The 23,367-nt window shown below is 53.5% G+C and carries 20 protein-coding genes and 1 pseudogene; 10 read left to right on the top strand and 11 right to left on the bottom strand.

Annotated elements, in window-relative coordinates; translation table 11 throughout:
* Positions 1-45 precede the first annotated feature (45 nt).
* From ppk2 to AVO44_RS18720, 4 genes are all read right to left on the bottom strand, one after another.
* Positions 46-942: a polyphosphate kinase 2 gene (ppk2, locus tag AVO44_RS20815; RefSeq protein ID WP_205626560.1), complete on the bottom strand. Its 897-nt coding sequence runs from the start codon at positions 940-942 to the stop codon at positions 46-48.
* Positions 943-998: 56 nt separating this feature from the next.
* On the bottom strand, positions 999-1,232 hold the full coding sequence (locus AVO44_RS21370) for a hypothetical protein (RefSeq protein WP_169794881.1): 234 nt from the start codon (positions 1,230-1,232) through the stop codon (positions 999-1,001).
* A 295-nt stretch (positions 1,233-1,527) separates the two neighbouring features.
* Positions 1,528-2,586, bottom strand: coding sequence for a patatin-like phospholipase family protein (locus AVO44_RS18715; protein ID WP_157770044.1), 1,059 nt, complete (start codon positions 2,584-2,586; stop codon positions 1,528-1,530).
* A gap of 253 nt (positions 2,587-2,839) precedes the next feature.
* Entirely contained in the window at positions 2,840-4,057 is a 1,218-nt protein-coding gene (locus AVO44_RS18720; protein ID WP_068340505.1) for an MFS transporter, read from the bottom strand.
* Positions 4,058-4,501: 444 nt separating this feature from the next.
* On the opposite strand from AVO44_RS18720, the gene AVO44_RS18725 reads away from it, so the two are divergent.
* Positions 4,502-5,761: an efflux RND transporter periplasmic adaptor subunit gene (locus tag AVO44_RS18725; RefSeq protein WP_082677573.1), complete on the top strand. Its 1,260-nt coding sequence runs from the start codon at positions 4,502-4,504 to the stop codon at positions 5,759-5,761.
* Between the two features lie 3 nt (positions 5,762-5,764).
* Complete coding sequence (locus AVO44_RS18730) at positions 5,765-8,809, top strand: efflux RND transporter permease subunit (RefSeq protein ID WP_068340507.1); 3,045 nt, start codon at positions 5,765-5,767, stop codon at positions 8,807-8,809.
* A gap of 270 nt (positions 8,810-9,079) precedes the next feature.
* Here AVO44_RS18730 and AVO44_RS21165 read toward each other — a convergent pair whose 3' ends face one another.
* Positions 9,080-9,457 (bottom strand): hypothetical protein, encoded by a 378-nt coding sequence (locus AVO44_RS21165; RefSeq protein WP_068340508.1) that lies wholly within the window; start codon positions 9,455-9,457, stop codon positions 9,080-9,082.
* 137 nt (positions 9,458-9,594) lie between these two features.
* On the bottom strand, positions 9,595-10,065 hold the full coding sequence (locus tag AVO44_RS18740; RefSeq protein WP_068340509.1) for a hypothetical protein: 471 nt from the start codon (positions 10,063-10,065) through the stop codon (positions 9,595-9,597).
* 356 nt (positions 10,066-10,421) lie between these two features.
* On the opposite strand from AVO44_RS18740, the gene AVO44_RS18745 reads away from it, so the two are divergent.
* The gene (locus AVO44_RS18745) at positions 10,422-10,865 is read left to right on the top strand and encodes a hypothetical protein (protein WP_169794882.1); all 444 of its coding nucleotides are present in this window, start codon (positions 10,422-10,424) and stop codon (positions 10,863-10,865) included.
* A 101-nt stretch (positions 10,866-10,966) separates the two neighbouring features.
* Here the strand turns inward: AVO44_RS18745 and AVO44_RS21740 are convergent, their stop codons facing one another.
* The 4 genes from AVO44_RS21740 to AVO44_RS18760 form a co-directional block, all read right to left on the bottom strand.
* Complete coding sequence (locus AVO44_RS21740; RefSeq protein ID WP_338057459.1) at positions 10,967-11,380, bottom strand: HGGxSTG domain-containing protein; 414 nt, start codon at positions 11,378-11,380, stop codon at positions 10,967-10,969.
* Between the two features lie 70 nt (positions 11,381-11,450).
* Complete coding sequence (locus AVO44_RS18750) at positions 11,451-12,059, bottom strand: hypothetical protein (protein WP_068340516.1); 609 nt, start codon at positions 12,057-12,059, stop codon at positions 11,451-11,453.
* Positions 12,056-12,790 carry a DUF1376 domain-containing protein gene (locus AVO44_RS18755; protein WP_068340517.1) on the bottom strand — a complete coding sequence of 245 codons (735 nt, stop codon included), beginning with the start codon at positions 12,788-12,790 and terminating at the stop codon, positions 12,056-12,058. Before AVO44_RS18755 ends, AVO44_RS18750 begins: the two co-directional genes overlap by 4 nt.
* A 117-nt stretch (positions 12,791-12,907) precedes the next feature.
* Complete coding sequence (locus tag AVO44_RS18760; protein WP_068340518.1) at positions 12,908-13,114, bottom strand: helix-turn-helix transcriptional regulator; 207 nt, start codon at positions 13,112-13,114, stop codon at positions 12,908-12,910.
* A gap of 532 nt (positions 13,115-13,646) precedes the next feature.
* Here AVO44_RS18760 and AVO44_RS20820 point away from each other — a divergent pair.
* Positions 13,647-13,847, top strand: a pseudogene (locus AVO44_RS20820) (transposase); the annotation flags it as partial.
* Positions 13,848-13,934: 87 nt separating this feature from the next.
* On the opposite strand, the gene AVO44_RS18765 reads toward AVO44_RS20820, so the two are convergent.
* Positions 13,935-14,912, bottom strand: a complete 978-nt coding sequence (locus AVO44_RS18765; RefSeq protein WP_068340519.1) for a helix-turn-helix domain-containing protein — start codon at positions 14,910-14,912, stop codon at positions 13,935-13,937.
* Positions 14,913-15,162: 250 nt separating this feature from the next.
* On the opposite strand from AVO44_RS18765, the gene AVO44_RS18770 reads away from it, so the two are divergent.
* From AVO44_RS18770 to AVO44_RS18795, 6 genes are all read left to right on the top strand, one after another.
* Complete coding sequence (locus AVO44_RS18770; RefSeq protein ID WP_082677575.1) at positions 15,163-16,569, top strand: metal-dependent hydrolase family protein; 1,407 nt, start codon at positions 15,163-15,165, stop codon at positions 16,567-16,569.
* A gap of 262 nt (positions 16,570-16,831) precedes the next feature.
* Positions 16,832-18,124: a metal-dependent hydrolase family protein gene (locus tag AVO44_RS18775; RefSeq protein WP_068340520.1), complete on the top strand. Its 1,293-nt coding sequence runs from the start codon at positions 16,832-16,834 to the stop codon at positions 18,122-18,124.
* Between the two features lie 62 nt (positions 18,125-18,186).
* Positions 18,187-18,867, top strand: coding sequence for a DUF3299 domain-containing protein (locus AVO44_RS18780; RefSeq protein ID WP_068340525.1), 681 nt, complete (start codon positions 18,187-18,189; stop codon positions 18,865-18,867).
* A gap of 125 nt (positions 18,868-18,992) precedes the next feature.
* Complete coding sequence (locus AVO44_RS18785) at positions 18,993-20,306, top strand: amidohydrolase family protein (protein ID WP_205626561.1); 1,314 nt, start codon at positions 18,993-18,995, stop codon at positions 20,304-20,306.
* Positions 20,303-21,505, top strand: a complete 1,203-nt coding sequence (locus AVO44_RS18790) for a carbohydrate porin (RefSeq protein WP_082677578.1) — start codon at positions 20,303-20,305, stop codon at positions 21,503-21,505. The genes AVO44_RS18785 and AVO44_RS18790 overlap by 4 nt, the downstream gene beginning before the upstream one ends.
* Positions 21,506-21,675: 170 nt before the next feature.
* On the top strand, positions 21,676-23,181 hold the full coding sequence (locus AVO44_RS18795) for a HoxN/HupN/NixA family nickel/cobalt transporter (RefSeq protein ID WP_233422031.1): 1,506 nt from the start codon (positions 21,676-21,678) through the stop codon (positions 23,179-23,181).
* The last annotated feature ends 186 nt before the right edge of the window (positions 23,182-23,367 follow it).

The raw sequence follows: 23,367 nt of genomic DNA on the forward strand, positions 1-23,367 counted from the left end.
TGAATCCAATGGTGTTTGAAAGGACGTATTCCGACCGTCAGCCAGCTAGTATTTTTGCGGAACAGTATGTGTGAACGAAATGGACTTTGGAGCACCTTTCCTGCGTTTGCGACGATTTGGCAGTTCAGGAAGAATAAAGGGCTCTTCGTCATACGGAATCGACTGAAGTAAGTGGGAGATGCAATTCAGTCTTGCTAGGCGTTTGTTGTCTGCGGGGACGCGGAACCAAGGTGCATGTTCACTGTCTGTCGCCGAAATCATTCTCTCATATGCTTCGGTGTAGTCCCACCAACGCGCCCAGGACTCCAAGTCCATCGGGCTTAGTTTCCAATGTTTTCTAGGATCGATCATGCGATCCTTGAAACGCTCCTGCTGAACTTCTCTACTGACATCAAAAAAATATTTCAAAAGTATGATACCTTCTCTGACAAGGTATCGCTCAAAACCAGGCGCGTCGGTCAAAAAGTTCTCATATTCTTTGTCGGTACAGAAACCCATGACCCGTTCCACTCCCGCACGATTGTACCAACTTCGGTCGAAAAGGACGATCTCGCCTCCTGCAGGAAGATGTTCAAAATACCTCTGGACATAGACTTGGGACTTTTGTCGGTCGCTTGGTGCAGGAAGCGCAACGACCCGAAAGACTCGTGGGCTTACACGCTCGGTAATACGTTTGATGACGCCGCCTTTTCCTGCGGCGTCGCGCCCTTCGAACACTACAACAACTCTCGCCTTGGTTCGTTGCACCCAACCTTGGAGGTGACAAAGCTCCACCTGTAGTCTCTTTAAATCCGTCTCATAGGATTTCTTGGAGATTTTCTTCTTTTTTGCCACGTCCTTTACCCCCCCCCATTCAACAACTGTAGGCAATTGAGTTAGAGTTATTGCGAGTTCGTTTGATGCAGTCCTTGCAACCACATAAGCGATTAAGTCTACGAACAACTGACAACCCACTCGTTCAAGCTTTAAGGCACTGCCAGATCAAACCAACCAACACTCTACGCGTCTAGAATTTCCGGCGCCTCTATTACAGGCCACCAGACATGCGTAGCGAGCCATTCGTAGTCGATCCCGCCCGCACCATTCACACCATTTGACTGCTTGTGTGCGGAAATTAGTTCTTGGCTGAAACGGTGCCCCCCTCGAACGAACTTTGTCAGTTCGCGATGCACAGTCCAGTTCAAAGCCAAACCCATTTCTGTGATTTGAAACCCATCGTCTACATGTTTCACGTTCGGGTTAGCTAGAAGGTTCAGCTGTCGTCTCACGCTTGTCTGAGGCAAATTAGTATATTTAGCTAAACCGCGAGTTGTCCACGGCTGAGGATGGATAACAAGTGCTTGATGCACCCTCTGCATAGGGGGCGGATACTTAAAATGATCAAACGTGACTTGCCAGCGGCGCCAAAGTCGTAACCGATTGCGCTCAGTTTCACTCATCGACATAGTCGCATACACTAATGATATTAATTTAGCTGACAAGCCAGCTGAAGCAAAGTTCCCATTAGCGGTAACAATTAATAGTGGCTTACCGAGGCGGACGATCGCTCCAAAGTGTCCCTGACTTATAACGCTGATAACCGTAGTCAAACAGCGCTCGCATGTACTCTGGATCGAACGGCTCAGCTAGAGGATAGTCGAAATCCGTTCTGATCCAAGTTGCTTGGTATTCGCCGCCACTCTGCAGACTCAGTTTGTACGCAATCGTAAGATCATCTACGCCTTGTGCCTTGATCAGTGTGGAAAGCGAGCGTGCAGATACTTGGAGGACCCCCGGTTCAATAACTTTAAGTTCTGGCTCAACTTTGCCGTTTCGGATCGCATACAGCTTTCCACCACGAGCATATTTCCTTGGGATGTCCCATCCAGGCACGTAGGCGGTTTGAGAATAGACGCCACCATCAACGTGAAGTTCATCCCGAACACCATCCTTAGTATCGACGTCGATTAAAACCGGAGGAAAAACACCCGGAATTGCCGCTGATGCGAGCAAGACATCACCAAATGTCTTTTTTGCATTTGGTGAATTACTGTTCGCGATGGCGCCCATATCCCAAAGCACCGGCCTTTGTGCATCTAAACTCACCGTCTGAACTAACAACCGCCGTCCGCGACGATGCTCTTTGGCAATCTGCGATAAAAAATTGTCGGTTATGTAAGTTTCGATAAGTTGTTTTAACGGGTCAGAGTTTTTGACAGAGGAACCACTTAGGATGCCAGTTATAAATCTGCCTCTGAATATCCGCGACGGTGGTAGCCCACCGTACAGCTCTTTGAGCTCATCATCATAGTCGGAACCCAGAAAGGCGAATGGTGCGGCCAACGCGCCTGTAGAAACCCCTGTAACGACCAAAAATTCTGGGCGTGTGCCGGCGTCGCTCCATGCGGAAAGAATACCGGCAGCGAAGGCTCCGTCCTCGCCACCGCCCGATAGTGTTAGTGTGTAGTCCGCAGAAAGCCTTGACGCGCGCCTTTGACGATGAATCTCTTCAAGAAGTTCACTGATATTGGCAGGAGCTACATCGGCCCAATAACGAGCACCTTCAATGCCCGGAACTTGTGGGCTCTCTAGATCCAATTCGCTCACTGGGTTCCTAGAAATGCTTGAGCAACCCACTTGGAAAAGTAGTAGCAGGAAAACACAAAGCTTCCTCCAATTCATGCATACCTTCTCCACAAAAAATAGCTCCGTTGGGTTAAGCTAAGGAATAAGCCACCAAATCTCGTTTTGGCCAAGCTTTTCTTTAGTCTTTTTGGGGATAGAGCACGCTATTGGCCGCCCCATTTCCCTTGCGCACTCTGATTTAACTTCATTTTTTGGAAACGTGCTGATCAGCGCTCTAACGTTTCTCGGTGGGGACCATTTCTGTACTGGTTGGTAAGACTTCAGTGTGAGAAGTCTGCTCAGCACGTGACACGGGCTCAACTGACCAAATCCTTTGCCCCAAATACAATGCAAAACAAAGCATGACCGAGAAATTCACCCAGTAAAGCGCGATGTCACCGAAAAAGGTGGTAGCCAAGTTGGCGATCAAGGGGCCGCTTATTGAGCCTAGAGTCCAAACCAATAGCATAGTTACCGCTGCCGAAGAGACGTAGACAGGAACCGTTCTGTCCAACGCGTGCGCCACAAGCAAAGAATACAGTGTGAGCAAACTACCACCAAGTAGCATCAGAATAATGCAAAGGATTACGAAGCCGGTTGAGTTGTAGTCGAATGAATTGACGCTATGGTCGTAGTCCACGTCGACCAGAACCGCCATAAGAAGAAAAACTACTGTTGCGGTGACCGTAGCTATCAAGATTACTATCCGACGGTCCATCTTGTCGGATAGCCATCCAAGCGGAAACTGAAAAAGGACACGCCCGAGGTAAATGAGGGCTACCATAAGGGCCACATCGATTATTTCGACCCCTAGCTGAGCAGCATTGTAGGGGACCACGCTCAACAAAGTTGTAGACACCATACCCATAGCGAATACGCCCAAGACCGCGGCTGGGGCGTCTTTGAATAATCCGCGTATTCGAATGGGTACAGAGGTTTCATTGTTGGGAGGAGTTGAGCGGGTAGTCGAGATAACCACAATCGAAACGCAGTAAAACAAAGCGACGTAAACGAATGCCTCTCGAATATCACCAGGCACTACAAAAACTAAAAACTGACTGAACACGGCGACTACGCCGACGATTATCGCATAGACCGCGAGAACTCTTCCGCGGGTTTTGTCCTCCGCAGTTTCATTGAGCCATGTGTCACCAATCGAAAAGAGCCCTGCGGTCGCCAATCCAGTAAGGAAGCGCAAAAAGATAAGAAATGGAGTGCTGGTGGAAACTGAAAAAAGTATAGCCGCCGCTATCGTGATAGCTGCGCCAGAAGCAAATGCACGGATGTGACCAATATCAGCAATCGATCTGGCGACAACAAAACACCCGACTAAAAATCCTGCAGAGTACGCGGACGCCGCAAATGAAGCGGCTTCTTGAGACGCCCCAATTTCAGAAAACGCGAGTGGAACCAAAGTACCAGATCCAGCAGTGGCCAGCTGAACAGCAGCCATTGCAATGAATAGTGATTGAAGATTTAAAACTTGGTTTCTGATTGCCAATGCACCCTAGCTCCAAGTTGCACCGAGGCCCGGTAAGTTTTTCTTACTTCTCGCTTCTACTCAGGTAGACGCGCGGTATCTCCCAGCAAACAACGACACGCGTTAAAGTTATTGACACTGAGTGCTACTGAAATCGAAAATCGCTGGACATTATAGTCGAACTTCAGGCTTTCGCGAATACAGTATTTGGTCGATTTTTAGCTTACACTTTATAATAAAACAAAAAAATCTGCTCATTTCCCTGAAACTTCACTGAGCCATTTTGGCTCGAAAGAATTTGTGCAAAACTACTGGTGCGGGCAGAGTTGGTTCAAACGATCTCTTTTCCCACGAAGCTCCTTGTGCCGTTGCGAGCGTCCAACAGGCGAGCAGCTTCGAAAAAGTAGGTGAACAAATATGCATCTGAACTTCCTAGGTACATTGGCGGCTATCGTATGTAGTGCTTTTCCCAGCGTTGCAGCAGCACAAGATACCCCTGCAACTGCAAGGCCCGCTAAAGTCTTCACTGTTGTTAAAGCCTCATCTGACTTTGAAAGAATTTATCCTGCTATTGTCTACCCTTCGAGGGAAGTTGAACTCTCTTTTCGGGTCAGTGGGCGGATAACAGAGCTGCCGATTAGGGCCTCCAGCAATGTAGTGCGCGAAGGCGTCGTTGCCCAACTAGACACCCGAGACTTTGAAGTTGAAGTAGCTAGGCTTAATAGCCAACTCGAAGAGGCAGAGGCGAATTTAATTGTGCTGAGGTCAGGTGCACGCCCTGAAGAAATTACGGCTCTAGAAGCCTCGGTTCAGGCAGCTCAAGCTCAACGAGATCAAGCACGAGAAGAATACGTCCGCTCAGCTCAGCTTTTGGAAAGGGGGGTAATTCCTACTGCGCAGTACCAACAACGTGAAGCTGCCTTTCGTCTGGCAGAAGCCGAGCTGGTGTCACGAGAAGAGCAACTTACAATTGGTCGTAGCGGTGGGCGGCCAGAAGAAATAGTTGCTGCAGAAGCGGCGATCCGTGGCCTTAAAACACAAATTCAATCGGCAAAAAACGATCTTTCCGATGCTACGCTTCGAGCGCCGTTCGATGGAACGATTGCCAAGCGCAACGTGGACAATTTCCGCAATGTTCAAGCCGGTGAAACCATCGCCTTAATCCAAGATCTATCGACTGTAGATGTAAGTTATGACTTGCCCGGCGCTGACATAATCGCAATGTCGTCAATTGGCTTCGACAATGTTGTTAGTTTGGTTACGTTCGACTCGTTGCCAGGCGTAGAAATGAACGCAGACCTTGTCGAGTTTACTACGCAAGCAGACGCAGCAACACAAACCTATCGAGGTCGTCTATCAGTAACCCCGCCTGAAGACTTGGTTGTACTGCCAGGGATGGTAGCGCGCGTGATTATTAGGGCGGACGGACAAAACGACACACATGTTGTGGTTCCACTTTCAGCTTTAGCGGCAAGCCCCGACGGTTCCCCTTATGTCTGGCTATTGGATGGATCCAACAACACCGTCAAGCGTCGACCAGTTGAGTTGGGAGAAGCATCTGAAGACTTCGTGTTCGTAAAAACTGGCCTTGAAGAAGGGCAAATGGTTGTAACTGCAGGATTGAGCGAACTGCAGGAAGACATGGTAGTTCGCCCGATTTCAAAAGTTGGTGAGTAGCAAATGGATCTCGCAAGGTTTGCAATTGAGAAGCGTCTAATTTCGGCGTTGGTGACTATTCTCATCTTGGTGGCTGGCTATTTTGCATACTTAACTCTTCCTCGTTTCGAAGATCCTGAGTTCATAATAAGGCAAGCTCAGGTCATAACACCTTATCCGGGTGCCACTGCAGAAGAAGTTGCCGAAGAAGTCACTGAGGTTATTGAGAATGCTCTACAAGAGCTCTCTGGGGTAAAAGAGGTAAAGTCAGTTTCATCACCCGGCCTCAGCACTGTGACGGTCGAATTTACAATCTCCACGACACCTGATTTTCCGTCACTTCATGCAAGATTTGCCCAATTGCGCGCAAAGATACGTGACGCTCAAACAAGTCTGCCGCCGAACGCGCTGCAATCTCAGGTCTACGATGATTTTGGCGACGTGTATGCCTTATACTTTGCGATCGTAGGCGATGGGTATTCAATAGCCGAGCTTCACGAGTACGCCAAGGAGCTCCAAAGGGAGTTGGTTGCCGTAAGCGGTGTTTCCAAGGTGGTCTTAAGTGGTGAACAGAATGAGGCAATCTTTGTAGAGTATGCACCAGCAAGGTTAATAGAACTTGGAATATCACCGCAGCAAATTGGGCAAGTTCTGGAGGGACAAAACCTCGTAGCGCCCGCGGGTTCCATAAAGTCCAACTCGCGACGAATAGATATACGGCCGGCGGCGGCAGTCGCCTCAATTGACGCTATCAAAGACCTAGTCGTTTCTGTGCCGAGTAGTGGTGCATCATTTCGACTTTCAGATATCGCAACCGTGTCGCGCGGTTACGTTGAACCCGCAAGCCCCCTACTTTTTCGGGACGGTCAGCCTGCAATTGGAATTGGAATATCGAATAGCCTGGGCGGAAACGTTGTGAACATGGGCGAAGCCGTTAAGCAACGGATAAACGAGCTGGAGAACCTAAGGCCAATCGGAATCCAGATTTTGCCAATCTCTGATCAGTCTGCTTCGGTAAAAGAATCGATCAACGATTTCGTCATGAACGTGGTTCTGGCGCTCATCATCGTTGTAGGCATATTGCTTATTTTTATGGGGTTAAGATCCGGAATACTCATGGGGGGTATTCTGTTGGTCACAGTCGCAGGCACGCTTGCCGGCATGCAGCTCTTAGGGCTCGACATGCAAAGGATTTCACTAGGCGCGCTGATAATTGCGCTCGGTATGCTGGTTGATAACGCTATTGTCGTTGTCGAAGGTACGTTGGTCCGCGTTCAACGCGGTGAAGCCACCAGTGACGCTGCTATCTCTGTCGTCAATCAAACCAAATGGCCACTACTCGGAGGAACAGTTGTAGGACTCTTGGCGTTTTCCCCAATTGGTTTTTCACCGGACAACACTGGAGAATACGCTGGGAGCCTCTTCTGGACGATTTCGATCTCGTTGCTTTTTTCGTGGTTGGTAGCGATATGGCTCACGCCCTATTTTTGCACTCTGCTGCTGAAGCCAACCTCGGAAAAACCGCCTGCAGAGAATGCTATTCTCCGTGCCTATCGTTCACTCCTCGCGTATGCGATCCGATTCCGGTACCTTACTGTGGGGCTTGTTGTTGTGCTCTTTCTCTCTGCGATCGCAGGGTTTGCGCTAGTACCACCGGGCTTCTTTCCCAACAGCACCAGGGCGCAATTTGTAGTGGATTACTTTTTGCCAGAGGGAACCGACATTGAACAAACCAGTCAGGACATGCGAGAGATTGAAGCGCATCTCTTAACTCTACCAGGTGTCACCTCTACAAATCTGTCTGTGGGCAGCGGGCATTTACGCTTCATGTTGGTATACGACAGTGAAGACCAGAACCCCGCCTATGGTCAAATTTTGGTGGACGTAGAGGATTATCGGCAGATCGATGCACTACAGCCGGAAATTCAGTCTTGGATTGACCAAAGCTACGCTGACTCATATGCAAAAGTCTGGAAGTTTGCACTGGGCCCTGGAGGTGGATCGAAAATCGAAGCCGAGTTTTCGGGTCCCGATCCCGTTGTGCTTCGCGAACTCGCCGAACAGGCAAAATTGATCTTCGCTGAAAACGGAGCCATCGCGATAAAAGACGACTGGCGCGAACAAAAGCAGGTCATTCGACCAGTTATCGACACAGAAAACGCCCGCAGGTTGGGCCTCACCCAAGCTGAAATTTCCAGGGCAGTTTACTGGCATCAAGTAGGGGCGCCAATCGGGATTTATCGCGAAGGCGACAACCTGTTGGACGTAGTTATGCGCCCATTCGAAGCAGACCGAAGCAATATTAGTGATCTAAGAAACATCCAAGTTTATAGCGAGATCGCTGGAGGATATATTCCAATATCCCAAGTAGTAGACCGATTTGACCTAGTTTTCGAAGCTGGAAATCTAAGGCGCATCGATCGTCGGCTCGCAATCACGGCACAAGCCGACAACGCGCCGCAAGTACTTTCGGGCGATCTTTTTGCTCAAGTCCGGACACTCGTTGAAGCAATAGATTTGCCAAGTGGATATTCTCTCGAATGGAGAGGCGAATATGGTGACTCTCAAAGCGCAAACGACGGCCTTGCTTCGACTATGCCAATTGGTTTTGGCGCGATGATCGTCGTAGTATTTTTCTTGTTCAATGCAGTCCGGCAGCCATTAATCATTTGGTTGACAGTACCGCTGGCTCTGATTGGGGTGGTCTGGGGCCTCGCTGCAACCAGAACGCCACTCGAATTTATGGCAATATTGGGTGTTTTGTCTCTAACAGGGATGCTAATCAAAAACGCTATCGTCCTTATTGACGAAACCGATACTCAGATTGCCAGTGGAAAACCTCGATGGCAGGCCGTTGTTGACTCAGCTGTTCTACGCGTCCGCCCAGTGTCATTGGGAGTACTTACTACTGTACTTGGAGTAATGCCTTTGCTGTGGGATCCGTTTTTCGAGTCGCTCGCAGTGGTGATCATCTGCGGTTTGAGTTTTGCAACCATTCTTACGCTGATAGTGGTGCCGACTCTGTACTCAATTTTCTTTAGAATAAATGAGGACGAAACAGCGGCTTAATCACTAACCTGCGAATCCCCACCTCTGCAAAACATCTCGCGCTTTCGGCATGTTCCAGGCTTTTAGTACGTCCTTTAGCATGTACCAACTGATTTGGATCCAACCTTCTATTCGCACGACCTTACCAGACTTGCAGAGAACCCCGTCTCAAAGTGCGGAACCTAAATTTTTTACGCAATCCCAAGGCATTCATGGTGTCCTACAGAGATTCTGTTGGAACATTGCGAACGGTAAGTTTGCCTGACCATACCTCAGCTTGTTTGGCGTTTGCTAAAAGGCTTTTTTGAGCAGTTCTCGAAGATTTCCAAATTCCGCTTTCTGCTGTGGTTTCAATTGATCGCTGCAACACAGGCTTGGAATTTCTCTGCTGGCGTTTGGTATTGCAAGGTCTTTCGAGGTCGCTCGTTGAGCTGGCGAGCCATTGATGTTGGAGTTTCCGTTACTCGGTTTTAGCTGCAATTCCACACCGTCAATACTGGGCGGTTCGGGGGGCTGGAACCAGACCAATGTTTCGGCCACGGTGCGGTGGATGGCCAGAAGCTTTCCGGTCAAGGTGCGAAAACCGATGATATAGTCGGTCGGTGTTTTAGCTGGCTCAATGTAGCGAGCATAGAGAACGCTCTCGGCGTCCTTTGGGGCGAGTGTCATTCTGCGGTTTCCAGGTTGTTTGAAGTCGGCTGCCGCGCCGCGTAGAGGAACGATTCGACGGGGTAGGTGTGAAGTGCGTGGGCGGTGGCCACGAGGGTTGCCATCTGGTATGAAAACGGGGCCTTTCCGGTATCATCTTAGATATGAAAAGGAATAATTGCCCGGGTCTTGCTCATGCCTTTCCATGCCTCGTGGCGCCGGAGCAGAACTTCCGGCGAGGGAAATTTATCAAGAACAATTTGCGTTTCCATGACCGCTGGTAATCTGGTCTTGTTGCGGAACACGAACCCATCACCGTTGGACGAAAAGGCAAAAGGGACCCGCAGCATCTTTGCATATATAAGTGCCTGCTGCATGCCCTCTCCAATCGCGTGCTTGTTGCCTTTCACCTCCACGACGGTGATCGGGATGTTCGGCTTAAGGTAGAGTACATAGTAAGCCCTCTTCTGTTTGCCGCGTGCGACCAGCCTGCCTCGTACAATCGTGGGTCCATCAGTCAGCGCCTTCTCTTTAGAGATGTGTGTCTGGAGGTCCCAACCCGCTTTCTGGATGGCAGGCGCAATAAGCTTGCTGCAATTGTCTCGCTCCGTAGGTACTCGCTTGTCCACTAGATTCCCTCGTAGCGTAAGTCGCTATTGTTCCACACACCTTATTGGTTACCCATACAACCCCAAGTCGCAACCAGTTTTGCAAACTAATGGAAAGCCTCATAAGCGATTTTTAACTATCACTTATGACTCTGATCATCGTGATCGTGCATATTCTGAATTTTGTATAGACATATCGAAGAGCATGCGATCGTGGCTTTGCTGTTCCTTGCAACTTTGCCGTTGAACGACCACGAAAAATCGTCACTAGTTTGTGAGGAGCGAAAGAGGCTTGAAATCTATTCAGTCACGGGCACCGATTCCAGCTATTGCATTTTGGGGATGGAAGGCAACCAATGATAACGACCCACACACTAATGGCTGATTTTGGCTGTTTCGGCTGGCGCCACCGCGGCCCGGAGAACGAAGTGAACCCACCTTTGGGTGGTGGCACATGGGACGGGTACTGCTGGAGCGACGAAGACGCCGTCATAGATGAACAACTAAGGCTGGAACTGCGCGCGTGGCACGCTCGTTTTGAGATTGGAAATTCTGGATGCGAAGAAAACTCCTACAAGTTCGATTGGGAGAGCTTTCATAGCGAAGGTCTTGCTCTCTGCCGTAAGCTCAAGACCGCTTTCGGATCAACTGTTCGTATACGATACAAAAAACCCGTGGAGGACCCGACCTGCCGTGGCAGGAATCCAGTGCAGATCGAAGCTGATGGGCGTGTGGTAGACGTGCCGTGGGATCATAATCTGGAAAGACAAAGATTGGCTGGATTCGTGGAAGATGTACGAAGGCGCTTAGAAAATGGTTGATGTGATAAGCGTCTATCCTTTGACTACTTCTAAACTGCAGTGGTTCAGATGCGACCTGACAGACGCTGCAAGAAAACGGCCAACTTTCAGATTGCATCGATCTATTTCTTCTGCGCACGCGATGAGGGGCCCTGTTTAGCCTTTTTCTTTGGCCCTGTGCTAAGACCGCCATGCAATCGGCAGCGTCGCTTACCTGGCACTACTCGAGCCTGACATTGGCCGCCGGTCCGGGTTTTTGCTCCGCACGTCGGGCGTTCTGACTTGGGCAACGGTTCGCCGTTCTCATTCAACCCGAGCTCTGTCATCCGTTTGCAGTTTAAACCAGAACATCCCGAGCAATCCCTCTGGTAGTTTCTGTGTTTGTGAGCTTCCGCAGGGCAAGGCCGCCAACGCGCCCGAAGTACCTGCCAATCGATGGGGTCACGGTGAAAGAGCGAACGCATCTTTACTTCAAGTTTCGTTGGTCTTCCCATCAGTAAACACCAACATTTGTTAGCATAGTCGGCAAACCCCATGATGAGCGCGAGGCGACGGTTTTACCGCCCATCGCCTTGCTTTCCTCGGTGGCAGGTTCTTCCACTAAGTTCATTTTGCAACATCCCAATCGTATCGAACTGGCTGCAGTGAATTGGTGGCGTGGAGAGGGGGCTTATCTTCCTCGTGCGCTGCCTTCTCAGCGGCTTCCTGGTGTTCGATCATTTCGGCCTCCATCTGGTTCGCCTTTTGCTCGCCATAGATTTTTTTGACGTTCAAGTACCAAGCCAAACGATACTTGCGGAGCGTGTCCGGCTTCATCAGTCCGCGGGACTGCATTTCAACGCAAAGTCTGCCAAACAGGCACCCTTCGGGAATGCCTTCCCCAGAATCCATGCGGTTGGCGTAAATCTTCAGTGTGTCAATCTCGTCACCCTGAGCGGGGCGTTTAATCGTGGTTCCCTGCACCTCGTGAGCCGCAGCCTTCAATTCGAATGCAGTGGGCCAAACGCGAGTTTTTGCATCTTCGTCCAACTGCTGTTGATACTTCGACCACCAACCCTCGTAGCCGTTCCGGGGTGCATACTTATCAATAGTGAACGCCAAAGAGTTCATTTCTTCGCGCTGGGCCCTTTCATTTCCAACGAGTTGCCGAGGCATAGAGCGCCGTTCAAGCAGGCCCTTTAGCTTGGTTTTCAGGAAGTGCTCTCGGTGGTTCATTGATGGCCTCCAAAGCAGATACCGTCCATGATGGCATCAAGGTCGGGTTGGTGTGAGGGTTGCGGCTTAAGAGCGGCGCTGATCCAAGACACCGGCTCTGACACCCCCAAGCGGCTTGCGTCCCGCAGCGCATTGAACGTGGCCGTATCGCCGGATTGCTTGCGCCACATACCAATCAGACTGCGCGCTTTTTGGGCAGGAGTTCCATATTTGCCAAGGAAGGCAACACCCCTGTCGAAAACTTCTTTCGTGAAATCGACTGCATCGGCAGATGCCGATACGCAAGTATCGGAACTAATTGGGTTGTTGGGTAGTTGGGTAGGTTGCTCCGTGGGGATATCCACGGTTGGCGCCGTTTCATTACTTTTCAGAGACTTATCTGGTTTATCGCCCTTTTTACGGTTTGACTGTCGCGCAACCTGTTGTTCGACATAAGCGGCTTCCTTTCGTAACCTCTGAGAAATCAGCATGCCGCCATCGACTTCAAGAAAATCCCTGATGACCGATCCAATGCGCGATCTCCAGAGGCGTGGAGACACCCTGGAGACCGCGGCAAGGCGGCGGTCATCATCAGGAAAATCACATGTTTCGCGCACCCACATCGCCATGAGAATAAGCATGTAGGCACCAACTTCGTCGGCAGCGAGGTGCGGCGTATCACGCTGAAATGCGTCTACCCAAAGTGGGCAGGGACGTTTTGCGCGAGCGCGTTTGGCGTTGAAATCACTCATCTCGAGCAACCTCCCGCAGCTTTCCAACTTCCCGAGGGCTCTTAGCGCCACAAGTGATTTTAGCTTTTTTCGATTCATCGAAGTGACCGGCCACGATGAAGCCTCCGTAGCGAGCGACTAGCATATTTCGCCATCTCGCAGAGCGCGGAGGTGGAGATCGATTTCCTCTTCGATCCACAACAAACGGCCACCAAGCTTAAAGGGTTTTGGAAGCCTCTCAGCAGCCAGGTCGGCATATATGGATGAACGAGAGCGGTTCCCGAGCTTCTTGCGAAGCTCGTTCAGGGTCAGGTACTTTACGTGAGTCGAAACAATTGCGCTCATAGGGCCAGTCGTCCTTTCTTACTCAGGACGAAAGCCAGAATGATCGCAAACGGCCGCTCGTCCCACAAATGGGCCCCTTTCGGGGAGTGACGAACTGCACGTCTTGCGCAGTATTGATTCGCAAACTAACGGACAAATGCGGACAGCACAATATATTGTTGATTGTTCGCCGATACATACTGCATGTACGGCGTGATAACTTCGATCTAATACGCCTACAAACTCCGTGGGTTGCCGAAGGAGGGCACCCCGCGCGGTTTGGGGAACAGGTGCTGGATGCGTTTCAGGTGCTGTAGGTCGAGCCAGAACAAGTGCGACATAGACAATCCTCCTGCCGCCCTTGAATCACGACGGCTTTGCAGATGGAATCGGCCAATGCTATGGCCGCTCAGAGCGGCGAACCGGTCATCCGACGAAAAACCTCAGATGACGGCAGTGAGCCCGAAGCAGCCGATTTCGGCTTCAGCGGCCAGGTCTGCACTCGGTCGAACAGCTGTCATTGGACGGCCACACCACGCCCGTTCGGTGATGGGTGCGCGCCTGCATCCTTGGCCGGAAGCAGCGGAAGAAACCGGTAAAGTACGACAAGCGTCGCTAAAAACGGCGCAACCGGTTCGAGATCATGTTCGGAAGGTTGAAGGATTGGCGGCGTGTGGCAACCCGCTACGGCAGGTGCCCCAAGGTCTTCCTATCAGCCATCGCCCTCGCAGCACTCGTCATCTACTGGCTATGAGTCCTGACCCTAAGGTGAAGCCTTAACTCAAACAAGCGGAGCCTTAGTCTGGTACATATGCTTAAGCGTATTATCCACAAATGCTGATCATGCTTGTGAGCGAGACGAAGAGACCTTCCTGAAAGTGGTTGGTGTCGCGCCCGTTATCTTAAGAAAAGCGCGAGTGAAGTGTGCTTGGTTCGAGTATCCCAAAGAGCGTGAAATATCAGCAATCGGTAACGCAGTATCGTCCAGCAATTCCATAGCGGCACTGATGCGTGCCCGAGACAAAATATGCGAAAAGCTTTCTCCCTCTTTCTGAAGGGACCGCTGGAGGTGCCGCTCACTACAATTCAACAGGCGCGAAACAAACGCCAATGACAGACGAGGGTCGGACAAGTAGGTTTTCACCAACGCGGTGGCGGCCTGTGTCGCCGGCGCATGTCTCGCAGGAGTTTCTGAGGAAAGCGCATAGCGCGCGGCGGTAGCAACCTCGCTGTTCTGGATCAGCAGTTCCGTTTCTGCTTGCTCAAATCTCAGTCTGCATTCGTCCGAATGGATTATGGCTTCGAGATCGGCATGATGGCGTGACTGCAAATTCAGTAACGTCGGCCGCCACGCGGGGCCGAGAATACTTCTGACCGTCTCCAGCATGAGTTTGAGTACGTAGAGCTCAACCTGCCGAACCTGTTCACGACTACCAACAATCGCTCTGCGACTGAAAACGACCCCGTTCCAGACCGGTCGGACAACGAAATCGGCACTGCTGCATTCGTGTGTCGCAAGATTACAAAATGTGACCATCCGCTCAAACAGCGTCTTTTTGCTGAAGAGCAAATCCATCGCTCCATGCTCATGAAGATTTGCGACACGCCCGGCGTCGAAGCCCAGATCAAACTTGCCAGTCGCGGTTGCCAAGCTCTCGGCGAGTCTCCAAAGCTGGTGCTCAGAGATCATCTCTTCTTGCTTCGCGAGCATGCGTTCGTTGATCTCGACTTCGGCGAGAAACTTCATCGGATCAAGTCCAGCTGCCTCGCAGGCAATCGCGAAGTTTGTTGCGTACCTGATTTTTACGATACCCTGCAAAAAGCCGCCTCCAACGGTTTCACGGTCTTGTTGTAGTACTCTTTTACCATTTTACGACTCCCGATTTACCATTTGCGCATGCAGGGGCGGATACCAGTTTTTACGCTGTGTGTTGGCAGTAGACTGATACACACTGCCACAATGCCTCATGCTTGCTTGAGTTCTCAGACCGGTAGCGTCGAAAATCAAAGCAGGACTGCCATTTGCGGCCACCGTTGAGAGTGCATCATAGCCGAGAAAGGAAGCTTGCATGACAATAATCAAATCCATACGCGCAACAGCGGTTATGACAGCCATGGCGCTTGCTTCACCTACATTCGCGCAGGAAAACGCGCCCCGGCAGGTGCTGTTCAGCAATGTAAACATCTTCGACGGGGTCAGCGAGACGTTGATCGAAAACGGTTCGGTGCTGGTCGAAGGCAACCTGATTAAGACCGTCTCGGCTGACGCGATCGACGCGCCTGATGCATTTCCGGTTGATGGTGAGGGGCGCACTCTGATGCCAGGCATGATCGACATGCACTCGCACTTGTGCTTGCGTGACGGTATTCCCTGGGCAAGGACAGATTATGACCAGATGCTGGCGGGCGGGTATACGGCCCTTGTGCTCATCGATTACCTCGACCAAGGCTTCACAACGACGCGCGACACCGGGTGCAATGTTCTGGGGATTACCAAAGGTGTAAACAACGGTATTATTCCTGGCCCGCGCATTTTTCCCAGTGGCGGCGTGATAAGCCAGACCGGCGGCCATGGCGACATCGGCTTTTTCAATGACATGCCGGGAACGGTGGACGACCTCGAAAAACACGGCTGGTCCTACATCGCGGACGGCGTGACCGAGGCCCGACGCGCCGCGCGGCATAACTTCCGCGGCGGAGCAACGCAGATCAAAGTCATGGCCGGCGGCGGCGTTGCCAGCGAGTTCGACCCGATCCACATGACGCAGATGTCGGTGGAAGAAATGGAGGCCGTAGTCGAGGTTGCGCGCGACTATGGCAGCTACGTGACAGTGCACGCCTATCATGACCGGTCTGTGAACCGCGCCATCGACGCGGGTGTTCGGGTGATCGAACACAACTTTCTTGTTTCCGAAGACACAATCATCCGTATGAAAGAGGAAGGTGTTGCACTGTCGGCTCAGGCGGTCGTGGCGCTGGAAGTCTTCGATCCTGCAGCCGTCGAGCAGATCACGTTCTTCTCGCCCGACCAGAAAGCGAAGGCCGTTCAGGTCAACTCGGGAGCGACCCAGATGTTTGAATGGGCGCTCAAGCACGATCTTCTGATTGTCACCGGCGGTGACATGTTTGGCCCCGACCATGGCCGGCAAGCGGAGAACCTGATCTGGTTCAACAAGAGTGCGAACGACAACTACCTGACCCTCAAGACCGCAACGTCGAACGCAGCCGAAGTGCTGAGTTGGAGCGGTGAGATGAACAAGTACAAGGATGGTCCGCTGGGTGTGATCGAAGAAGGCGCTTATGCCGACATCATCCTTGTGAATGGAAATCCGCTTGAGGACCTAGATGCCGTGCTGCGCCAGAATGTCGATTTCGTCATGAAGGACGGACTTGTCTACAAGAACTGGCTACCGAGTGAGAATGCCCCAGCATTCTCGCCAGCCCGTATGGATCGCGAGGCGTATGTGTCACGGTGAAAGTGATGTCAGGAGTTCAGCCGAAGTGCCGCAGACTAACGTCATCATTGTAAGCGACGGATCTATCTTCGAGGGCACCTCTCGATCATGCCAAAACGGAGCGGCTTTCCATCTGGCCGCGCCGATTTTGAAGAGCCAATTAAACCGAATTGGGAAGCTTATGAAAACGATACTTTCCTCTGTAGCAGCTATTTTCGCACTGTCTTTAACGGCGACGGCACAGGAGACGGAAGCGCCACGGCTCCTCTTCACAAATTGCCACGTGTTTGACGGTGTGGCAGACAGTCTTGCGGAAGGTCGCAACATCCTGGTCGAGGGCAATCTCATCTCGGCGGTCGGCGATGCCGATCTGACGTCTGAGGGCGCGGAGGTGATCGACTGCGATGGTCGCACGCTGATGCCCGGCCTAATCGACGCGCATTCGCACATCTATATGAACATGCCCGGCGGGGTCGGTGGTATGGAGTCCGGGACGTGGGATCAGATCGGTGCCCGCGCAGCTTCGCAGGCCACGGAGTATCTCTACAACGGATTCACGTCGATCCGTGAACTGGGCGGTGGTGGCTCTGGGGTCAAGAAAACTGTCGATGAAGGGCTGATCGAAGGACCGCGCATCTACCCGGGCGGGGCCTTCATCTCTCAAACGTCCGGACATGCGGATCTGCGCTATGGCTCACAGCGTAACCCAAACCTGCCGCCCTATCCCGATGACAACAACGCACAGCGACTTGGGGTCACGATTGTCGCCGACGGGCCGGATGCAGTTCTTGCGGCAACGCGCCAGAACCTCAGTCAAGGTGCGAGCCAGATCAAGCTGATGGCGGGCGGCGGTGTGGCGTCGATCCTCGATCCGTTGCACACGCTCCAATTCCTGCCGGAAGAGATCGAGATGGCGGTACGCGCGGCGGCGGATTGGGACACCTATGTCGCCGTCCACGTGTTTTCCGATGAAGGCATCCGCCGCTCGGTTGATGCCGGCGTGCGCAGCATCGAACATGGGTTCTTCGCGAGCCGAGAAACGCTGCAGCTCATGAAGGATCGCGACGTTTTCCTTGTTGCGCAGATGACAGGCATCTCGCCCTATTTGGAGTTAAACCCGGGCCTGCAGTCGCCGGAGAACCAGGCCAAGCTGGCTTTGGCGACCGATCTCTCGAAGGACTTTGTGCAAAACGTGAAGGCGATTCAGCCCAAGATGGCGTTTCAGTCCGACATCGTGTTTGCAACCGGAGAGCAGTTCCGAGCGCAGATGGATTACGAGAAGTGGTTCCACGCGGATCTTTTTGGAAACCACGCGATGCTGGTCGCCGCGACGTCGGGTGCGGGAGAGTTGCTGGCCTATTCAGGCTTGGCAAACCCCTATCTGGAAGGGCCGCTCGGCGTAATCGAGGAAGGGGCCTACGCCGATATTCTGATCGTCGAAGGCAACCCGTTGGAGGATATCAGCGTCATCGGTGGCAATGAAAAATGGTATGATGCCGAGCCACGCGCACGCGATATCCCGACCCTGCGGGTGATCATGAAGGACGGCGTGATCTACAAGAACACGCTCGAATGAGCGTAGGAGGGGTGGCTTTACCTCGTGTCACCTCTCCAATTTTACCAAAGGAATCCAATGCAATGCGTATCCTTCTTGCAATCGTGGCGCTGACAATCATGGCGACCAAGCCTGCTGCTGCCGTTGAATCCGACTATCTCGATTGGGCAAGCCTTGTCGATGTGTCGGCCCAAGATTTCAAGGATCCGTTCCGCGATCTTGACCCAGACACGCTGGGAGATCTCGTAAGGTATGCCCGGTTACAAGCGCGGCTGGAAGCGGCAGATATGGACGACGCCACGAGCGACGAATTGTACACGCGCATCGCCGAAACCCGCGAGACGCTGGAAAATGCCGGTATCGATATCGAATGGCTACTTTCACAGCGTTGGGAGGTCGCCGAACGCCGCCGCACCGCCGCGCTTGCTGTGAATCCGGACCTTGATGGTAAAGAGGTGGAAATTGGCGGATTTGTTGTTCCCGCCCCGCCAATGGAGGATGGTACACCCACCGCCTATTTGGTGCCCGAGCGTGGCATGTGCGCGCATATTCCACCACCACCTCCCAACCAACTCCTGCGGATCGTTGCTTCCGAGTTGCCCGAGTTCCAGCGCATCCACGAACCGGTGATCGTGCGGGGACGCCTCACGGCCGTTGAGACCAACCGTGAGGTTTTCGTGGTTGATGGCCCGGTTCCGATGTGGAGCGCGTGGACCATCGACAACGCGTCCCTCGAAATCTTCAAACCCAAGGCCGATGAGTGACAGGGGGCCATCGCCACTTCTTTTTGCGAATTTGACGCTTTGTTACTTGAAAGCGCGAGAGCCCAAATTTGCAGACCTGCATTTGCAACACTTAGAAGAAAGGAATTGCCGTGCATCTCCTCAAATTGACATCCGTTACGTGTGCAGCGCTTTTGACAACCGCCGCGGTCGCGCAAGAAGAGGCCCCTGCACGCACTCTCTTCACCAACGTGAATATCTACGACGGCGTGACCCCCAAGTTGGTCATGGATGCGCACGTCTTGGTGGAAGGCAACCTGATCGCCGAAGTCTCGACTGATCCGATCGACGCAGCTGGGGCGACGGTGATTGACGGAGGGGGGCGCACGCTAACCCCTGGATTGAGTGATATGCACGTTCATTTGCAACTCGTAACGGCAGCACCGTCGCTTGAGTTCATGCGGGCGCAGGAGGTGCATCTTCGCATGGTTCCGATCGCCGAAGACATGCTCATGCGCGGCTTCACCACGGTGCGGGACGCCTGCGGCAACACCCACGGGCTGCGGGAAACTATCAACGATGGCACGCTCATCGGGCCACGTATCATCTCGTCCGGGGCCTGCATCGGCGGATGGTCGAGCCACGCCGATTTCATGGCTGACACCTCCGTCAAAGGGCAGACCAACGTCGAGGCCATCGGCTTTTCCTCAATTGCGGATGGGCCTGACGAAATTCGCGAAGCGATCCGTCGTGAGATGCGGCAGGGTGCGAGCTTCATCAAGTTGATGATCGGTGGTGGCATTGCATCCACCTACGATCCACTTGACGTGACGACTATGTCGCTCGAGGAGATCGAAGCTGCTGTAGACGAGACGGAACGCTGGGGCACTTACGCGACCGCGCATATCAATACCGATGCGTCTGTCGGTCTCGCGCTGGATGCCGGGATGCGCACGTTTGAGCATCTGCTGCTAACCAGTCCGGAGATGATGGCCCGCGTGAAGGAAGAAGTCGAGATCTACAGTATCCAGACGGCTGTGGTCGATGGCCTGGGGTCGAACCCGGTCTTCGTGACGCCTGCCGCTGTCGCTAAGGCGCAGTTTGTCGAAGCAAACGCAAGCAAGGCCTTTGAAGCGGCAAAAGCCCTGGACATACCGATGTCGTTCGGCGTGGACAGCTATGGATCTCTGGAGGCGTTTCGGTTCAACAGTCAGGCCATCACCGTGCGCAAGAATCTGTTCTCCAACGATGTGATCCTCGAGATGATGTTTCAGAACAATCGGAAGCTTATGGAGATGTCCGGGGCGCGTCTGCCTTACCGGGATGGCCCACTCGCCATCATTGAGCCAGGCGCCTATGCGGATATCCTGCTCGTCGACGGAGATCCGACTGAAGATGTGGCTGTCTTCTCCGACTGGGAGAACAATATCGATCTGGTGATGAAAGACGGCGTGATCTACAGGGCTGAGCTGGCAGAATGAAACTTGCTCGCACTCTTTGTCGGGCGATTTTTCTCGTCGTGTTGTCGCCTCTCGCCCAGCCGGCGGTTGCGCAAGAAGGAGGCCTGTCCGGCCCATCCTCGACCGCGGCGGATCTCACGCCCGGAGATGGCTTGACGAACCCGCAATTTCGCTCGGATTTCCCACGCAATGCGCTTCCCGGCTTTTACGCATGGAAGGACGGGCTTGCCGAGCGGGGCGTGAAACTAGGCTTTGACTATCTCGCGCTAGGTCAGTGGTCCGACAGCGACCTTGGATCGGGAAACGCCTCCAGTGGCATCGCGCGCTTCTTCGGAACGCTCGCTGCAGGTGGCGGGCATTCATTCACGTTCAAGATCGAGAACCGGCAGGCCTATGGCAGTGTGGCCCCGCAATTTTTTGGGTTTGACGGCGGTGCAGTTTCGATCACAGGAACAGCATTCAACGACAGCGGAACGATCCTTACCAACCTTTTCTGGACCTACCGGAATCCTGACGGCCGGTTCACGCTTCAGGCCGGGCAGATCGACGTCACCGACTTCCTCGATGTCTACGGGCTGGTCAGCCCCTATACTGCGTTCCAGAACCTCGCCTTCAACACCAATCCCACGATCAACGCGCCGAATCCCGGCCTCGGCATCGCTGCCGGGGTCGCGCTCGGCTCCAATTTCTACGCTGTCGCCAGCATCGCCGATGCCAATGCCGACCCGTCCGAGCCGGATACGCGAGTTTTCTCCGATGGCGAGACCTTCAAGAGCCTAGAGATCGGATACACGAGCGGCCAGGACCGCATCTATTTCGACAATATCCACCTCACCGTCTGGCAATCCGATGCCAGCGAGGAACTCGACCGCGCTGAAGATTACGGGGCCGCGCTGTCTGCGTCGTGGTTCATTGACAATACCTGGATGCCGTTCATTCGATATGGTGTGTCCGAAGGGACAGCTGCGCTCTACGAACGGTCTCTTTCAACAGGCATCGGCTGGTATGGACGCAATACTGACGTCGCGGGTCTTGGCTTGAACTGGGCAGAGGCCAAGGGCTTTGACGACACGCAGTTCACGGCCGAGGCCTTCTACCGGTTCTCGATTTCGCCCGGCCTGCAGATCACGCCTTCTGTCCAGTACATCTCCGATCCTCTCCTCGATACAAGCCAGGACGACATTCTTCTCGTCGGCTTGCGCGCGCGGGTTCTTTTCTGATGACGCGGAGAGGTCACGACCATGCAAGGCACGCCCGACAATCTCCAGTCACGAGAAGCGACCGTCGCTTCGCACATGGCAGAGCGCGCGGGGTCTTTCGGCGCTTCTCCAGGCTGCTGGCGCTGCCAGCCGGCCTCGGGCGCGTAAGCAGGTTGAAAGGGGATCACAAGGTGCTCAATAGAATTCGCATCCAAGGGTTTTCTGTTCAAGTACTCGCCTTGCTGCTTTGCACCATCGCGTTTTCGAACAGTTCCGAGGCGCAGTCGCCCGAGACGATCACATGGGATGCTCTGGTTCCGGGAGTGCTGGCGGAAGACGCCAGTGGCTCCCCTGACGGCGGACCGGCCTCGGATGAGCCGGTGCGCGATGGCCAAACAGTGCTTCCGCATTCCAACGCTTTTGACCCTCTGTCCGCAGGAGACGTCGTCGTAGAGGAATGGGAAGAGAGTGCATTTCGAGTTGCACAACGGCTTCTGAGCACGTCGGTCACAATCGATGGCTACGTGTTGCCTCTTGCCAGTGAGCAAGGCCGCGTTATCGAGTTCCTCCTCGTGCCGTGGGTCGGAGCCTGCATTCACACCCCCGCACCTCCGCCGAACCAGATCATCCATGTGTCTTATCCGAATGGCCTGAGCCTCGATCAGGACTTTGACGCCGTTCGTCTGACCGGGACATTGGTCTCCGAACCGGCCGATCACCGCCTCTATCTGGTCGATGGACAGCGGGATATTCCGGTCTCCTACGCCTTGGTCGACGCTGCCGAGGCCGGTCCGCCGGGAAAGGTGGTCGCCTCGTCCGTGGATGACATCCCGTTGGCGGCACGCACTCAGATCTGGATCGGTACCCTCTTTACCGAAAGCATGACTGCATTCGGCAGGGATGGCTCATGGAGCGCGCTCGGCTTCGCCCTGGTGATCTCGTTCGCATATGGGGCATTGCACACGCTCGGCCCCGGCCATGGCAAGGCGGTTGTGGTGTCGTTTTTCGTGGGCAGCGGGGGCAGCCTCTCCCGCGGCCTGTCGATGGGTACACGTATCGCGGTCTTTCATGTTCTGTCGGCAATCCTGGTCGTGCTCCTGCTCGACTTCGCGGTTCGTAAGGCAACAGGGGCCGCACCCTCGGATTATCGTGCTATACGGCTGGGAAGCTATGCACTGATCATCCTGATCGGCGCGGTCATGCTGTGGCAAGCGCTGGCAGCGATCCGCATACGAAAAGGCGCCGCTGCATCTGGGGCGCATGACCACAGCCACGACCGTCACGGCCACAGCGGGTGTGCCGCCTGTAGCGCAGCATCCGCCCAGAAGGGCAGTGGCTGGGTCGCGGCGGCGGTCGGTGTTGTGCCCTGCACCGGGGCCTTGCTCGTGATGCTCTTCGGGCTGGCAAACGACCTCGTGCTGCCTGCGATTGCGATGGTTGTAGCCATCTCGGCAGGCATGGCAATGGCTATGTCGGCCATTGGCATCACCGCCCTCTGGGGTCGCGCCTGGGCCGAGCGCCGCCTAGGAACCAACGATGCCCGACGCGCCCGCGTGGAATCCGGCGCACGCCTCGCCGGAGCGAGCTGCGTTCTGCTGATCGGCCTGTTGCTGTTCTGGACCACATACACGCAGGAACAGACGTTGGCCGTTCCAGAAATCACACTTGCCGAACGCTCAGAATTTCCTTCAGACTGACGGCAGATTTCCATGACTTCCAACCCTGAGCTCAAACATAATACTAGAAAACAGTGGCTTAGTTCGTTGAGCACGTTCGACCCCGGTCCTATCCCCTCCATCAATTGGCTGCTATCCTGTAGTGAGCCGTCAACGGACGAACGTAGCTAGATGACTGTTTCGTCCGCACTGTGGTCCTTGCCCCAT

It is taken from the genome of Ruegeria profundi (genome assembly GCF_001507545.1).
Classification (GTDB): domain Bacteria; phylum Pseudomonadota; class Alphaproteobacteria; order Rhodobacterales; family Rhodobacteraceae; genus Ruegeria; species Ruegeria profundi.

Excerpts from the sequence above, each read along its gene's own strand:
- AVO44_RS18725 (WP_082677573.1), top strand. The coding sequence starts at position 4,502 with ATGCATCTGAACTTCCTAGGTACATTGGCGGCTATCGTATGTAGTGCT.
- AVO44_RS18755 (WP_068340517.1), bottom strand. The coding sequence starts at position 12,790 with ATGAGTGATTTCAACGCCAAACGCGCTCGCGCAAAACGTCCCTGCCCA.
- AVO44_RS18730 (WP_068340507.1), top strand. The coding sequence starts at position 5,765 with ATGGATCTCGCAAGGTTTGCAATTGAGAAGCGTCTAATTTCGGCGTTG.
- AVO44_RS18790 (WP_082677578.1), top strand. The coding sequence starts at position 20,303 with ATGAAACTTGCTCGCACTCTTTGTCGGGCGATTTTTCTCGTCGTGTTG.
- AVO44_RS18750 (WP_068340516.1), bottom strand. The coding sequence starts at position 12,059 with ATGAACCACCGAGAGCACTTCCTGAAAACCAAGCTAAAGGGCCTGCTT.
- AVO44_RS18760 (WP_068340518.1), bottom strand. The coding sequence starts at position 13,114 with ATGAGCGCAATTGTTTCGACTCACGTAAAGTACCTGACCCTGAACGAG.
- AVO44_RS21165 (WP_068340508.1), bottom strand. The coding sequence starts at position 9,457 with ATGACACTCGCCCCAAAGGACGCCGAGAGCGTTCTCTATGCTCGCTAC.
- AVO44_RS18770 (WP_082677575.1), top strand. The coding sequence starts at position 15,163 with ATGACAATAATCAAATCCATACGCGCAACAGCGGTTATGACAGCCATG.
- AVO44_RS18745 (WP_169794882.1), top strand. The coding sequence starts at position 10,422 with ATGGCTGATTTTGGCTGTTTCGGCTGGCGCCACCGCGGCCCGGAGAAC.
- AVO44_RS18720 (WP_068340505.1), bottom strand. The coding sequence starts at position 4,057 with ATGGCTGCTGTTCAGCTGGCCACTGCTGGATCTGGTACTTTGGTTCCA.
- AVO44_RS18780 (WP_068340525.1), top strand. The coding sequence starts at position 18,187 with ATGCGTATCCTTCTTGCAATCGTGGCGCTGACAATCATGGCGACCAAG.
- AVO44_RS21740 (WP_338057459.1), bottom strand. The coding sequence starts at position 11,380 with ATGGGGTTTGCCGACTATGCTAACAAATGTTGGTGTTTACTGATGGGA.